At 53.0% G+C, this 14,571-nt stretch carries 16 protein-coding genes and 1 pseudogene; 13 read left to right on the top strand and 4 right to left on the bottom strand.

What is annotated here, in order from left to right; all coding sequences use genetic code 11:
- The first annotated feature begins 85 nt into the window (after nucleotides 1–85).
- From BUB44_RS08000 to BUB44_RS07980, 5 genes are all read left to right on the top strand, one after another.
- Nucleotides 86–694: an FmdE family protein gene (locus BUB44_RS08000; RefSeq protein ID WP_073164943.1), complete on the top strand. Its 609-nt coding sequence runs from the start codon at nucleotides 86–88 to the stop codon at nucleotides 692–694.
- A 17-nt stretch (nucleotides 695–711) separates the two neighbouring features.
- Nucleotides 712–1,128: a YidH family protein gene (locus BUB44_RS07995; RefSeq protein WP_073164940.1), complete on the top strand. Its 417-nt coding sequence runs from the start codon at nucleotides 712–714 to the stop codon at nucleotides 1,126–1,128.
- Between the two features lie 202 nt (nucleotides 1,129–1,330).
- Complete coding sequence (locus tag BUB44_RS07990; protein WP_073164937.1) at nucleotides 1,331–2,323, top strand: ABC transporter substrate-binding protein; 993 nt, start codon at nucleotides 1,331–1,333, stop codon at nucleotides 2,321–2,323.
- Between the two features lie 10 nt (nucleotides 2,324–2,333).
- Entirely contained in the window at nucleotides 2,334–3,278 is a 945-nt protein-coding gene (locus BUB44_RS07985; protein ID WP_083543157.1) for an ABC transporter permease, read from the top strand.
- Nucleotides 3,229–4,029 (top strand): ABC transporter ATP-binding protein, encoded by an 801-nt coding sequence (locus tag BUB44_RS07980; protein WP_073164932.1) that lies wholly within the window; start codon nucleotides 3,229–3,231, stop codon nucleotides 4,027–4,029. Before BUB44_RS07985 ends, BUB44_RS07980 begins: the two co-directional genes overlap by 50 nt.
- A gap of 110 nt (nucleotides 4,030–4,139) precedes the next feature.
- Here the strand turns inward: BUB44_RS07980 and BUB44_RS07975 are convergent, their stop codons facing one another.
- Nucleotides 4,140–5,045, bottom strand: coding sequence for a heme o synthase (locus BUB44_RS07975; RefSeq protein ID WP_073164929.1), 906 nt, complete (start codon nucleotides 5,043–5,045; stop codon nucleotides 4,140–4,142).
- 169 nt (nucleotides 5,046–5,214) lie between these two features.
- On the opposite strand from BUB44_RS07975, the gene BUB44_RS07970 reads away from it, so the two are divergent.
- The gene (locus BUB44_RS07970) at nucleotides 5,215–5,967 is read left to right on the top strand and encodes a histone deacetylase family protein (protein ID WP_073164926.1); all 753 of its coding nucleotides are present in this window, start codon (nucleotides 5,215–5,217) and stop codon (nucleotides 5,965–5,967) included.
- Between the two features lie 82 nt (nucleotides 5,968–6,049).
- Here BUB44_RS07970 and BUB44_RS07965 read toward each other — a convergent pair whose 3' ends face one another.
- From BUB44_RS07965 to BUB44_RS07955, 3 genes are read right to left on the bottom strand one after another with little or no spacing between them, the layout of a single operon-like run.
- On the bottom strand, nucleotides 6,050–6,334 hold the full coding sequence (locus BUB44_RS07965; protein ID WP_073164924.1) for a hypothetical protein: 285 nt from the start codon (nucleotides 6,332–6,334) through the stop codon (nucleotides 6,050–6,052).
- Nucleotides 6,335–6,337: 3 nt separating this feature from the next.
- Nucleotides 6,338–6,583 (bottom strand): helix-turn-helix domain-containing protein, encoded by a 246-nt coding sequence (locus BUB44_RS07960; RefSeq protein ID WP_027357267.1) that lies wholly within the window; start codon nucleotides 6,581–6,583, stop codon nucleotides 6,338–6,340.
- Entirely contained in the window at nucleotides 6,583–7,428 is an 846-nt protein-coding gene (locus tag BUB44_RS07955; RefSeq protein WP_073164921.1) for an MBL fold metallo-hydrolase, read from the bottom strand. The genes BUB44_RS07960 and BUB44_RS07955 overlap by 1 nt, the downstream gene beginning before the upstream one ends.
- Nucleotides 7,429–7,742: 314 nt before the next feature.
- Between BUB44_RS07955 and BUB44_RS07950 the strand changes: the two genes are divergently transcribed.
- The 7 genes and pseudogenes from BUB44_RS07950 to BUB44_RS07915 all read left to right on the top strand — a co-directional run.
- The gene (locus tag BUB44_RS07950; RefSeq protein ID WP_027357265.1) at nucleotides 7,743–8,996 is read left to right on the top strand and encodes a (Fe-S)-binding protein; all 1,254 of its coding nucleotides are present in this window, start codon (nucleotides 7,743–7,745) and stop codon (nucleotides 8,994–8,996) included.
- A 285-nt stretch (nucleotides 8,997–9,281) separates the two neighbouring features.
- Nucleotides 9,282–10,616, top strand: a complete 1,335-nt coding sequence (locus BUB44_RS07940; protein WP_073164915.1) for a sigma-54 interaction domain-containing protein — start codon at nucleotides 9,282–9,284, stop codon at nucleotides 10,614–10,616.
- 208 nt (nucleotides 10,617–10,824) lie between these two features.
- Nucleotides 10,825–11,187 (top strand): NifB/NifX family molybdenum-iron cluster-binding protein, encoded by a 363-nt coding sequence (locus tag BUB44_RS07935; protein ID WP_073164913.1) that lies wholly within the window; start codon nucleotides 10,825–10,827, stop codon nucleotides 11,185–11,187.
- Complete coding sequence (locus BUB44_RS16105) at nucleotides 11,097–11,393, top strand: DUF5320 domain-containing protein (protein ID WP_423219783.1); 297 nt, start codon at nucleotides 11,097–11,099, stop codon at nucleotides 11,391–11,393. The genes BUB44_RS07935 and BUB44_RS16105 overlap by 91 nt, the downstream gene beginning before the upstream one ends.
- Nucleotides 11,394–11,421: 28 nt before the next feature.
- On the top strand, nucleotides 11,422–11,760 hold the full coding sequence (locus BUB44_RS07925) for a DUF5320 domain-containing protein (protein WP_073164907.1): 339 nt from the start codon (nucleotides 11,422–11,424) through the stop codon (nucleotides 11,758–11,760).
- Between the two features lie 424 nt (nucleotides 11,761–12,184).
- Nucleotides 12,185–14,206, top strand: coding sequence for an anaerobic carbon-monoxide dehydrogenase catalytic subunit (gene cooS, locus BUB44_RS07920; protein WP_073164905.1), 2,022 nt, complete (start codon nucleotides 12,185–12,187; stop codon nucleotides 14,204–14,206).
- Between the two features lie 23 nt (nucleotides 14,207–14,229).
- Nucleotides 14,230–14,571 (top strand): annotated as a pseudogene (locus BUB44_RS07915) (acetyl-CoA decarbonylase/synthase complex subunit alpha/beta); the annotation flags it as partial.

Below are 14,571 nucleotides of genomic sequence, written 5' to 3'. Positions count from 1 at the left end.
CCGTTTTTATTTTGCCCTGAAAAAGGGTAATTAAAAATGAAAGCGAATAAAACACGTGAATACCAGTAACAGGGAGTGAGTTGAAATGTATACAGATAAAGGAGATTGGGAAAAGTGCGTGGAGTTTCATGGGCACTCCTGCCCCGGCCTGGCCGTGGGGTACCGGGCGGCGAAAATCGGCCTGCAAGAGCTGGCCGGACACCGGGCGGAGGACGAAGAACTGGTGGCCATTGTGGAGAACGATGCCTGCGGTGTGGATGCGGTGATGGTACTTACCGGCTGCACCCTGGGTAAGGGCAATTTGCTGTACCGGGATCACGGCAAGCATGTGTTTACCTTTATCTGCCGGGAAAGCGGGAAGGCGGTACGCGTTTCGGTCAAGGGGGGCGCGTGGCGGCAAAACGATGAGTTCCGGGCCTTAAGGGAAAAGGTATTTGCCGGCACCGCCGATGAGAGGGAACGGCAGCTCTTCCGGGAGCATCAAGAACAGCGCACCCGGTATATCCTCGAAGCTCCGCCGGAGGAGCTTTGTGCAGTGCAACATGTAAAGGTTGAACTGCCGCCGAAAGCGCGCATTTTTAATTCCGTAACCTGTGCCTTCTGCGGCGAACCGGTGTCCGAGGCCCGGGCCAGGGTGCGGGACGGAAAATTTGCCTGCATCCCCTGTGCCGGCGAATATACCAGGGGATGGTAACAGAGGGGAAGCTGGAATTGAACGGAAAGGAAAAAGAAGAGCAAAAATGCGACCGTACCGGTGACCGGCAACACATCCAGGAACACCTGGCCAACGAGCGCACCTTCCTGTCCTGGATCCGTACGGCCGTGGCCATTCTGGCTTTTGGTTTTGTCATTGAAAAATTTTCGTTCTATTTGCGGCTGCTGGAGTGGCAGGCGGGCATGGTTACTGCGCCGTCCAGGGGATCGGCCGCCTATCTGGGGATAAGCTCCAGTGTCATGGCTGGGCTGGTGGTCGTCCTGGCCGCCGTCCGTTACCGGCAGACCCGCTGCCAGATTAACGAGGGTACTTACCGGCACTCGCTCACCGCCGATATGTTGCTGGCCGCCATGCTGCTGCTGGTTACGGTACTGGTGATCATCTACCTCCTGCGGACACCGGTCCCTCTTTAAGCGAACTGAAAAATTATTGACAGCCGCCACCCCTTCACCATAAGATAAAGTTAACTTAAATAAGTAGCCGGTTGGCCCGCCGGAAGAGGTAACACGGCAGGATGGCAGGAGGTGGGCAATGTGCTCCCGCCGGGAGCATTTTTATTGTTGCCCGTTGTTTTTTGCTGCCTCGTCAACCGGTCAAAGAAAAGGAGGCAGGAAAATGAAAAGATGGCTTTTGCCGGTGCTTGTACTGGGGTTGGCTTTTTTAATGGCAGGGTGTGGCTCAGGAGGAAGTAAGCAGGGCGTCAAAAGTGAAGTAAAGGCGGTAAAGCTCGGCATTATCCAGATTGTGGAACATCCGGCTCTGGACGCGGCACGAAAAGGTTTCCTGGAAACCCTGTCGGCCAATGGTTATGTGGAAGGAAAGAATCTCCAGGTAGATTTCCAGAATGCCCAGGGTGACCAGTCCACCCTTCAAGCCATTGCCCGTAAGTTTGTTCAGGACAAAAAAGACCTCATTCTGGCTATTGCCACTCCTTCCGCCATGGCCATGGCCAATGAAACTAAAGACATTCCTATTTTAATCACCGCCGTTACGGATCCCGTAAAGGCGAAACTGGTTAAGAGCATGGAGAAGCCCGGTACCAATGTTACCGGCACCACGGATATGAACCCGATTAAGGAGCAATTGCAGTTGCTTAAAGAGCTGGTTCCAGATGCCAGAAAGGTGGGAGTCATCTATAACTCCAGCGAAGTAAATTCCCAGGTGCAGGTGAAAATCGTTAAGGAAGAAGCACCGGTACTTGGCCTGACCGTGGTGGAAGCTCCTGTTACAGCCAGCAGCGAGGTGGTACAGGCTACCCAGTCCCTGGTGGGGCGGGTGGATGCCATTTATGTTCCCACGGATAACACAGTCGTCTCCGCTGTGGCGGGGGTGATCCAGGTGGCCGAAAAGCACAGGTTGCCGGTAATTGCCGGGGAGAGCAATACGGTGGAAGCAGGGGCTCTGGCCACGATTGGAATCGATTATTACAAACTGGGCCAGCAGACCGGCGAGATGGCCATAAGAGTTTTGAAGGGAGAAAAGCCCCAGAATATGCCTATTGAAAAACAAAAGGAGTTGAGTATCGTTTTAAATGCCAAAGCGGCGGCAGCCTATGGCGTAACCATTCCGGAGGACTTAAAGAAAAAAGCCAGTAAAATTATTGAGTAGGTGAAGCATCATGTCTTTAAGCATCTGGTTGGGTTCCCTGGAACAGGGCTTATTATGGGGAGCCATGGTTCTGGGGGTGTATATCACCTTCAGGGTACTTGACTACCCTGATTTAACGGTTGATGGTACTTTCACTCTGGGTGCGGCCATAACGGCGCACTGTATCCTGCTCGGTTACAGCCCCTGGGTGGCCCTGCTGGTGGCTGTGCTCTGCGGCGGATTGGCCGGTATGGTTACCGCTTTTCTGCACACCGGCCTGAGGGTGGCTCCCCTGCTTTCGGGAATTCTGACCATGATTGCTCTTTATTCCATCAATTTGCGAATTATGGGGCAGGCAAACCTGTCCCTTCTTCGTGAGCAGACAATATTTACCCGGGTCGGGGAAATAGCTTTATTAGAGCCATGGGGACCGCTTCTGCTGGCTTTAACAGTGGTGGTTTTGGTTGTTGGACTCCTCTACCTTTTTTTACAAACAGAGCTGGGCATGTCTGTGCGGGCTACGGGAGATAACGAGCAAATGATCCGTAGCCTGGGGGTAAACACAGGTACCATGAAACTGGTGGGGCTGGCCATCGGCAACGCTCTGGTGGCGCTTTCTGGCAGCCTCGTGGCCCAGTACCAGGGTTTTGCCGATGTTGGGATGGGTATCGGGATGATCATCGCCGGCCTGGCGGCGGTTATTATCGGGGAGGCGCTGGTTGGTAATCAAACCCTTTTCCGCTCCTTACTGGCGGCAATAGCCGGTTCCATTGTCTACCGGGCTGTTATCGGCCTGGTTCTGCAACTGGGTATGCCGGCAACGGATTTGAAATTGTTTACCTCACTGATTGTGGTAATTGCTCTGGCCTTCCCTCTGGTAAGACAGCGGTTGGGGTTCCGGTCATTGCGTTTGCGGGGTGAAGGGGTTGCTGAGACTGGAAAATATACACAAGATCTTCCATCCCGGCGGGATTAATGAAAAAGTAGCCTTAAAGGGAATTAACCTGTTCGTTCGTGCAGGAGATGTGGTAACCATCATCGGCAGCAATGGAGCGGGTAAATCTACTCTCTTAAACGTTATAGCCGGGGTTTATCGAGTTGACGGTGGAAAAGTGATCCTGGACGGCGAGGATATCACCCACTGGCCTGAGCATATCCGGGCAGCCCGAATTGGCCGCGTTTTCCAGGATCCCCTGCAGGGTACCGCTGCTTCCATGACTATTGAAGAAAATCTGGCCCTGGCTTTGCGTCGTGGCCGCTCCCGTCGCTTGCGTCCGGGGATTACTCAGGCTGAACGGCAGCTTTTTAAGGAACGCCTGGCCCTTTTGGGATTGGGTTTGGAGAATCGGCTTTCCACCCGGGTGGGTTTATTGTCCGGCGGCCAGCGCCAGGCCCTGGCCGTATTGATGGCCACCATTGCTACTCCCAAAATCCTTTTGCTGGATGAGCATACTGCTGCTCTTGACCCGCGTACTGCCGCCACAGTTATGGAATTAACGGAAAGAATAATTGCCCGGCACCGGCTTACCACCCTTATGGTCACCCATAATCTGGCGCAGGCACTGCATACCGGCAACCGTACAATTATGATGCATGAGGGGAGGATCATTCTGGACCTGTGCGGGCCTGAAAGGGAAAGGACAACGGTAGCCGATCTTCTCAGGATGTTTGAACAGGCCAGTGGCGACGCCTTTACCTATGACCGGGCGCTTTTGAGCGGGAGCTGAAAATAAAAGGCCAGCCCTGAAAACAGGAGGGCTGGCCGGGCTGTCCCGATTTTACTGTCGTTTCCGTCATTTCGCCGGTGAGCCGGGTGAACTGCTCCCTTATTGCGGATTTAGAGCCAGGTATCAAGCATCATCCCCAGGAAAAGAAGGAAAAGATAGGGGCTGGAAAACTTGAAAAGCAGCCAGGCATTTTGGCGGGCTGGGCGAAGATAAACATATGTGCTTAACCCGATGGCAGCCAGGCCGGTAATTATTGCCGTTGCCAGGTAAATGGTTCCCCACGAGCCCGCAAAGTAGATCAGGAGAGAGCAGGCGACCATCAGAATAACGGTGCTAATAAGACAATGCAGGGCTTTTCTGGCTTCACAGACCACAGGAAGCATGGGTACTTTTACCCTGGCGTAATCTTCCTTGTAAAAGATGGCCAGGCTCCAGATATGGTTGGGAATCCACAAGACGACCAGGGCAGCGATGAGAAGAGGTAGCAAATCCACCTTCCCCGTTACCGCAGTCCAGCCAAATAGCGCCGGCAGGCCGCCGGAAAACCCGCCCAGGATGATGTTCCAGGAACTCCTGCGCTTCAACCAGAGACTGTAAATGCCCACGTAGCCGATCATTCCTCCCCAGAGGCAGGCGAAGGCAACGGGGTTTACCCTCCAGCCGAGGAAGAGGGAAGAAACAAAGAGCAATAGTCCCCAGTACAGGGCCCTTACCGGCGGATTGATTCTGCCGTCAGGAATGGGGCGTTTCTGGGTCCGGGTCATGCTGGCATCGAGATCCCGGTCAATATAACAGCTGACGGCATTGGCGCCGGCACAGGCCAGGGTTACTGCCGCCGTGGCCGTGATCAGCTGGGACATGGCAACGGGTCCGTACATGGCGCTCGCTACCACCATGGTGGCCAGTGCCGTAAAGACCAGCAGGACTACAGAACGGGGCTTGGTTACTTCCAGGTAGGCCATCACAACTGTCCGGAAATCCATCCTGGTTTTGTTGATACTGGTTTCTATGTTCATTATAATGCCCCCAATCGAAATCAAAATTTAGAAAAAAATATGTAATCCCCGTTATTACAGATGCCAGTAACACTGCTTATTAAACATTCGTTATTCATGAAACAATTCCTGCTCTAAAAAATATGCTTTACAAAATTTAAGATAGAGTTAATTGAGGGGAGGGGTAGTAATGAAGGTGGTTTTTCACGAACGTTATAAAGAAGTTTACGCGGCCGACCCGGCCGCGGCAGCGGGGAGGCTGGACCTGATGGTGGAAGAACTGGCCGGAGCCTATCCATTTATTGAACCGGCACCGGCTACGGATGATGATGTATTACTGGTACATAGCTCCGGGCACCTGGAAAGGGTTAAAAATCGGCCTCATACATATGAAATTGCCCTCCTGGCAGCGGGTGGGGCCATTCTGGCCTCGGAGCTGGCCATGCAGGGTGAGATGGCTTTTGGTTTGATTCGGCCGCCCGGGCACCACGCCAGCCCTGATTCCAGCTGGGGTTTTTGCTGGTTTAATAATATCGCCATAGCTGTGGAAAGGTTGAGGCGCCGGGGGATAATCAGCAAGGCACTGATCATTGACATCGACCTGCATTATGGCGATGGTACGGCCAGTATTTTTGCCGGCGTACCCGAGGTAACCTACCATCATGTGGAAGGGATCAGCCGGGAAAGGTTTTTGCGCGATCTGGAACTCACCTGCCGGGGGGAATTTGATCTGGTGGCCATATCGGCCGGGTTTGACCGGCACGAAGCAGATTGGGGCCGTTTGTTAAAAACAGAAGATTATGCAGCCGCCGGGAAAATAATCGGTACTTTTGCCCGGCAAAAATGCCGGGGAAGGGTGTTTGCCGTTCTTGAAGGCGGTTATAACAGCGATGTGCTGGGTAAGAATGCCCGCGCCCTGCTGCGGGGACTGGAAGAGGAATAGGAGTGCCCCGGAAGAACTCCGGGGCTATTTAATCACTTCTCGTAATTATTTTGCTACTTCCGGGTTGGAACCGGGAAAGGAATTAATGGTTCAAACCGTTTTCTTTAATAAGGTTGGCCTCTTTCAAACGCTGGTATATATACTGGCGGGCTTCATCACTATCCGGTTCATCCAGTGGCTTCAAGCGCATTAAGTCCGGTGCCAGGCGAGCCAGAAAGATACCCGGCGCATTTTTCTCCACCACCAGGTAAACATCGCGCTTTGGCTTTACCGGGACGGCATAATCACCCTTAATAGTGGTGAGCACAGGAATGAGGTCCCAGTTTTCTATAAAAAATTCTACAGCTTCTTCAATGGTTATATTCACATTTTAACCCTCCTGTTGTTCTTCAAGTGTACATTGAAGCAACTGGGCCGGGTCTGCTTTTTCATAAAAGTGGCGGGAAAACTCCTCAAAACTCAGCCCCAGGGCATTGGCCCATTTCTGGGCTACGCATAAGCGGGGGTATTGCTGTCCCCTTTCTATGGCCAGCAACTCCCGCACGGTAATTCCCACTCTGGTGGCCATGGCCGCAGCTGTGAAGCCCTGTTTCTTTCTAACCTCATCCAGACTCATCAGTCATCACCATCTTTTAAAGGCAGTTTGAAGCAGGCACCGGCGGGTGCAAAATGGAAGACAGGACCAAAAATGGCGGCGAGATGGGCTGCTACAGGCAGGCCGGTGCAGTGATTGGCAGCGAGGAACTTCAGGTTAAGGCCCTGCAGGTAGGTAATGGTGGCTTCCTGCTGTTCCCTGGATGCAGGACCCAGATGGGTTCCGCCAATTATGCCGTAGATACGGTCCACTCCGGTTACCTGGCGGGCATGTTCCACAATATTGACGACCCCTGCGTGGGCACACCCCAGGATGATCACCAGTCCTTCATCGGTGACACAGTAAAGGCTCATATCATCCCGGAGGGGATCGGGTATTTTTTGACCATTTTCCACGGTGACCAGACGGCTGTCTCCTTTTTCAAAGGCAGTCTGGCGTGGGACTTCGCCGCTGATCCACAGGCCGGGGGCTATTTGCCGGGGATTTCGTTCCCAGACGAACCTGGCGCCCAGGCTCTCCAGTTCCTCCCGGCAGTAAGGTACTCCGATGTACTGTTCCCGGGGTCGGGCCGAATAATGCGGGCTGAAAAAGTCGGGGTGAACATAAACGGGCACTTCCCCGCGCAGGCGCAGGAAATCCCGCATTCCCCCGCTGTGGTCGTAGTGACCGTGGCTCATGACCAGCGCGTCCACCTCCCGCAGGTTTACCTGCAGGGCGGCGGCATTGGCCAGGATATTTCCCCGCTCGCCCGTATCCAGGAGAATTTTTGCTCCGGCATTCTCTACCAGCAGGGCCAGGCCCCATTCTCCCGTTAAGCCGCTGGGTATCCCCACGGTATTTTCGCTCAGCACGGTTATTTTAACCATCTCAGTATCCACCTCACCAGTGTCCCGCAAATTCTTCAAGCTAACTGTATCATTCTTTGCCTCTGCAGTCAACTGCTGGGAGAAGCCGGTGGTCATACCGGCCGGGAGGCTTGATTTACCAGCCACAAAAGTGAATATTAGCTATATCCTGTTTTTCTTTTCAGAAATATTTCTCACCCTTTAAATTTGGTCATAAAATCATAATATTGTTCGTAAAAGGAAGGTAATGGCCGTAAATAACGTTTGCCCATAAGTACAGGCCTTTGATAATTTTATATTAATAACCATTAGATTTTGCGGGGGGAGGAAGCCGCGTGGAAACAATTGCGGCCAGTAAACTGGACCCAACGTTCATGAGCGAAGTTGTCTCCAAGTTCACGACGGACAAGAATCCGGCCGATTTATACAACTGCCTGACCTGTGGCATGTGCAGTGCCGGGTGCCCTTATAACGGGGTGCATGATCATGCCGACCCGCGCAAGTTCATCCGCCAGGTAGTTCTGGGCATGCGGGAGGAGGTTTTATCTTCAACTTTTATCTGGGCCTGTACCATGTGCGGGCGCTGTACCCTCCATTGCCCGATGAATGTAGATATTGCCGGGCTGGTAAGAACCATCCGCAGTCCCAAAAACTTTGGCCTCAAGGCACCGGGATTTTTGCAGGATGTGGTGGATGCGCAAATCCGTACCGGTAACCAGATGGAGGTAACCACGGAAGAGTACCTGGAGACCCTGGAATGGATGGAGGAGGAGTTGCAGCAGGAAGTTGGAGATCCCAACGCCAGAATCCCCGTGGACCAGGAAGGGGCAGAGTTCCTTTTCATGTGGGACCCCCGGGAAATAAAATATTATCCCCAGGATATCCAGAGCATTGCCAAGATTATGTGGGCTGCGGGGGCCAGCTGGACTGTCAGCAGCCGCTGGTGGGACGCCACTCACTACGCTTTGTTCAACGGTGATGATGAGGATTCAACCACCATGGTACGACGTACCATGGAGGAATTTGAGCGCTTGAAAGTAAAGGAAGTAATCATTACCGAATGTGGACATGCCTTCCGGGCCCAGCGCTGGGGCAGGATTGTATGGCTTAATGGTGCGACCTATCCCGTACGCAGCTTTGTGCAGTTGCAGGCGGAATGGATTAAAGAAGGGCGCATAAAGGTTGACCGTACCCGGAACACCGAGCGGGTTACCTTCCACGATCCCTGCAACCTGGTACGTAAAGAGGGAGTGGTGGAGGAACCACGCTACTGCCTGCAGCAGGTATGTATGGACTTTGTGGAGATGTGGCCCAACCGCCAGTACAACTACTGCTGCGGTGGGGGCGGCGGGCTGCTGGCCATGGGGAAGGACATTTACCCCTACCGGATGGCCAAAGGGAAACTGAAGGCTGAACAAATTAAGGCTACAGGCGCCAAGATAGTGGTTACACCCTGCCATAACTGTTACGACCAGCTGACCGACATCATCAAGTATTATAAGCTGGACTGCAAGGTCAGGCATATCCATCATCTGGTAAGCAATGCTCTTATCTTACCCAGTAAAGCGGAAAGGGAACAATTAAAGTAAAGGTTACTTTAATAACAAAAGGGAAAGGTGGGTGAGAGGAGCAGGGAATATTTTCTCCGAAGACTCCGGCAGGAATAGCCAGCTATCATCCTGCTGGAATCTTCCCTCCAAGGCATTTTACCATCCCATTGATGTTGAGTTTGTCCCGGCAGTAGGTGCCGGGTTTTTTGTTTTATGGTCAGGTTTGCGGAGGGGAAAGATTTTCTTCCGGCCCGGGCCGTTGCTTCCGTCCTTAAAAAGTGATATTATGGACATACGTAAAAATTATTAAGGGCTGGGACGTATATGAAGGTAGCAGCTGAACACGGCATCACCCGGGTTATTTTGGATAGCATTAGTGACGGTGTTTTTACAGTCGACACCGGCTGGCGCATTACTTATTTCAACCGGGCTGCGGAAAAAATTACCGGAGTGTCCCGGGAGGAAGCAGTGGGACGTTTTTGTTGGGAAGTTTTCCGGGCCAGCATTTGCGAGAGAGAATGTGCACTGAAGCAAACCCTGGAAACCGGCTGTCCGGTGATGAATAAAGCCGTTCATATTGTCAATGCCTGCGGTAAAAAAGTTCCCATCAGCATAAGCACAGGTATTTTAAGGGATGAGCACCAGCAGGTGATTGGCGGGGTGGAAACCTTCCGGGACCTTTCCCTGGTTGAAGAATTGCGCAGGGAGTTGCGGGGGCGTCATACTTTCGCCGATATCATCAGCAGGAATCACCGGATGCAACAGATTTTTTCCCTTTTGCCGGATATAGCGGAAAGCGATAGCACGGTGTTAATAGAAGGGCCGACCGGTTCCGGGAAGGAACTTCTGGCGCGGGCCATACACAATTTAAGCCCCCGGCGGGATAAACCCCTGGTGGCCGTTAATTGTGCCGCCCTTCCTGACACCCTGCTGGAATCGGAACTTTTCGGGTATGAGGCCGGCGCTTTTACAGATGCCAGAAAGAGCAAACCCGGTCGTTTCGCCCTCGCCCAGGGGGGTACACTTTTCCTTGATGAGATAGGCGATATTTCCCCGGCCCTGCAGGTTAAATTGCTGCGGGTTCTGCAGGAAAAAGAATTTGAACCCCTGGGTGCGGTGCGCCCGGTAAAGGCCGATGTGCGGATACTGGCGGCTACCAATAAAGATCTGGCCGAGCTGGTGGAAAAGGGGTTATTTCGCCGTGATTTATACTACCGGATTAACGTAATTAAAGTTACCTTACCCCCCTTATCTGAACGTAAGGAAGATATTCCCCTGCTGGTAGAACATTTTATCGACAGGTTAAACATCCTGCGGGGCAAAGCCATCGATGGGATTTCCGAGGAAGCCCTGGCTCTGTTATGGCAGCACGATTTTCCAGGTAATATCAGGGAGCTGGAAAATATTATCGAACATGCTTTCATCCTCTGCAAGGGCGGGCTCATCAAGCCGGAGCACCTGCCTGCTTACCTGAAGCCCGCTGAAAGTTCTTCCGGGCATGGTATCAAGACCCTGGCCGAAATGGAAGCCCGGATGATTTATGAAGCCCTGGTTCGCAACCGCGGGAAACGCAGCCTGGCCGCAAAAGAACTGGGTATCGATAAAACCACCCTCTGGCGGAAAATTAAAAAATATGGCCTGAAAGTTCCGGGTAGTTAATGGCATTGCATCTTGCAATATTCCCTTTGAAAAGGTGGTGCAATTTGCACCTTTTTGTTTTAAGGGAAAATCCGGCTAAGCAAGGGAAGCGTTGAACATCGGGTTCTGGAGGGCTGGCATGGGTATTGCTTACTTAATGTTGCAGCCGGTGCAGGTAGCCCTGCCGGAACATTTAAGCGGGCTGTAATCTTGCGGGGTGTGGGGATCGATGATAATTGCTCTCACCAGATGGGGTAATCGCATATCCCCCCTCTTTGACGTGGCTCAGGAAGCGCTGGTGGTGGAAATAGACCGGGGACGGCCTGTTACCTGGAGACGGGTAAAACTTGATTCAGCCTGGCCTTCCCGGCTGGAACAGCTGGTTCGACAGGGTGTGGAGGTGCTTATTTGCGGCGGCATAAGCAACTTCCTTTATTACCAGCTGGTTTCCCGGGGAATACGGGTCATCCCCTGGGTGACGGGCGAGGTGGAGGAAGTTTTATGGGCCTTTCTTCAAGGCCGGCTGGATCAAGAAAATTATTCCATGCCCGGTTGCCACAGGTGGCGGCACCGTCATCGCGGCCGGTGGTAAAGGAGGTGAACATAGTGCCCGGTTTTGACGGCAGTGGCCCCCGGGGAGCCGGTCCCATGACCGGCCGGGGCCGGGGATATTGTATTGTTCCTTTAACGAGCGAGATGTCTGGAGTTTCTACCTGGAAACCTTTTTCCTTCAGGGTTATCCGGGGCAGGAGGAAATATTCTTCCAAACCCTGTACCTGGCGAAAAAAAACTTATTGAATTAAAAAACGGAGGAGGTCGGTTGGAGATGCCGCGTGGTGACAGAACTGGTCCCTGGGGTGCAGGTCCAATGACCGGAAGAGGTATGGGATTTTGTACCGGATACAACCAGCCGGGTTTTGCCAGTGCTCCCGGATGGTGGTGCCGTCCCCGCCGGGGTGCCGGCTGGGGTGCCGGGCGCCGTGGCCGTTTCTGGTGGGGTGGCATCCCCCCGGCTGCAGGTTTCTGGTGGGGTGGCCTGCCCCCGGCTGCAGGCGATGAGGCAGGCTGGTTAAAAGCCCGGATTTCCCATTTCGAGAACGTACTCCAGGGGCTCAAAAAACGTCTCGAACAAATTCAGAGTGATGAAGAAAAAGAAGATAAATAATCTGTAACTTTTGGCCGGTATCCCTGTGTACCGGCTTTTTCTTATTCTTGCCTGGTAAAAGGAACTGAACGTAGAGAACAGCATTTTCCGGCAACCTGTATTTATTATTTGGCTCTTGCTCTCTATACCGTTGCAGGGGACGGCAATCCTCAGCAGGTTGTCCTGACAAAATATTAAGATACTTTTGCGATTTGAACATAAATTCATTATTTGCTCCAAAGTGGAAGAATACGGCCATAATTAACATTTGTCCAATAATCCATTCTTTGATAAGCTATAACTAATAGTTTCTGGTACTTTGCTGTGCTTAAATTTTTCAAAGAGGGGGGAACCAATGCGAACAGCCCCGGGGTAAGGAGTTAAAGGGTGGAGAGAGATTAGGTGTATTTCAGCCCGGTCATTTTTAACTAAGGAGGTCAGATAAATGCCAAGGTTTAGGGATCCCCAGCTTACCAGCCGGCCCTCGGATAAAACTCCCAGGGTCATTGATCCCAAAAATGTAAGGCGTTCTGTCGACCCGGCAGTCCTGGAAATGATTGATGTAGCCCGGGAGCAGGGTGTGGTTACCGCCTTTGACCGGGTGGTGGCCCAGCAACCCCAATGTCAGTTTGGCTATAAGGGGATCTGCTGTCGTTTTTGTATGATGGGCCCGTGCCGGATTAAAGCAGAGGAAGGCCCGGCCAGCAGGGGTATATGCGGGGCCAATTCGTGGACCATTGTGGCCCGCAGCGTAGGGTTGATGATCCTCACCGGTTGTGCCTCCCATGCCCAGCATGGAAATCATATCGCCCATGTCCTGGAAATGGTTGCGGAAGGGAAGGCTCCCGATTATTCCGTTAAAGATCCCGAGAAGCTGGTGCGTATCTGCAGGAAGGTGGGCATTGAAACCGAAGGTAAAGATACTATGGCCCTGGCAAAGGAACTGGCGGAAATGGCACTGGAAGATTTCCGGCGTCTGAAAGGAGAAGGGGAAACCACGTGGGTGGTCAAGCAGCAAATTCCCGCCCGCGTAGATAGGTACAGAAGCCATATGGTCATGCCCCACGGGATTCATGCCACCATTTCCGACCTGGTTACCCAGGCCCACGTAGGTATGGATAATGACCCGGTAAACCTGGTTTTCAGCGCCGTACGGGTAGGCCTGGCCGACCTGGCCGGCAAGTGGATTGCTACCGATTTGTCCGATATTATTTTCGGTACGCCCAGGCCTATTGTCAGTGAAGCCAACATGGGGGTTCTGGATCCCCGGAAAGTCAATATTATTGTGCACGGCCACAATCCCCTCTTGAGCGAAATGATTGTGGCGGCGGCCCGGGAGCTGGAAGACGAAGCCAGGGCTGCCGGTGCGGCCGGAATCAACCTGGCCGGCATCTGCTGTACGGGTAACGAGGTGCTCATGCGTCAGGGTATTCCCGTTGTCACCTCCTTCTCCTCCCAGGAACTGGCCATCTGTACCGGTGCTGTCGATGCCATGGTGGTGGATGTGCAGTGCATCATGCCCGGTTTAAACACGGTGGCCCAGTGTTTTGGAACCAGGTTGATTACCACTTCGGATATTGTGAAGAACCCCGGCACCATGCACATTGACTATCAGGAAACATCGGCTATGGCCTGTGCTAAAGAAGTTATCCGTCAGGCCATCGAAGCATACAAAGAACGGGGTACGCGGCCGGTGCATATTCCCAAGGTGAAGAACAAGGTGGTAGCAGGCTGGAGCCTGGAAGCCATCTTTGAACTCTTCAAGACAGTTAACCCCACCAATCCTGTGCGGGTGCTTAATGAAGCCATTCTTTCCGGAGAATTGAAAGGCGTTATCCTCATGGCCGGGTGCAACAACCTGAAGACCTTCCAGGACCAGGCCCATATTGAAATTGCCAAGGCCATGTTGAAGAACGATGTATTTGTTATATCCACCGGTTGCCATGCCCAGGCCTGTGCCAAGGCTGGATTGATGGATCCGGATAAGGTGGATGAATATTGCGGTCCGGGATTGAAGAAATTCTTCCAGCGGATCAGTGAAAAGGCTGATCTCAAATATGGTCTGCCGCCGGTATTCCACATCGGTTCCTGTGTTGATAACTCCCGGGCGGCTGAACTCCTGATGCTAATGGCTGAAGATCTGGGCGTGGACACGCCGAAAGTACCTTTTGTCGCCTCGGCTCCGGAGGCCATGAGCGGTAAGGCCACCAGCATTGGTACATGGTGTGTAACTATTGGCCTGCCCACCCATGTGGGAACCATGCCCCCGGTGGAGGGTTCCGACCTGATCTACAGCATTTTGACGCAGATTGCCAGCGATGTGTTTGGCGGTTATTTCATCCTGGAACCTGATATCGAAGTGGCCATCCAGAAACTGCTCAATGCGCTGGAATACCGCACCTGGAAGCTGGGCGTGCACCGCAAGGTGGCCGAAGATCTGGAAACCGCTCTCTGTCAAAACTGGTAAACTGGGGCGGAGGAGGGAAAATAATGGCCGAAGCCATTAATTTTGACCAGATTTTTGAAGGAGCGATCGAGCCGGGGAAAGAACCCAAGCGGCTCTTTAAAGAAGCCTATGAAGGGACCATTACCGCTCTGAGCTATGCCGAGATCCTGCTCAACCAGGCCATTCGCACCTACGGGGCGGACCATCCCATTGGTTATCCGGATACCGCCTACTATCTGCCGGTGATCCGCTGTTTGAGCGGGGAAGAGATCAAGACCCTGGGCGACTGCGTGCCGGTACTGAACCGTGCCCGGGCACAGGTCAAGGAAAACTTCCGCGACTTTACCAATGCCCGCCTGGCCGGTGAAGCCACCTGGTACGCGGCG

This window comes from Desulfofundulus australicus DSM 11792 (assembly GCF_900129285.1).
GTDB lineage: Bacteria > Bacillota > Desulfotomaculia > Desulfotomaculales > Desulfovirgulaceae > Desulfofundulus > Desulfofundulus australicus.
Note: the sequence above shows the minus strand (reverse complement) of the source record. Positions and strands in the feature narration are given on the sequence as shown.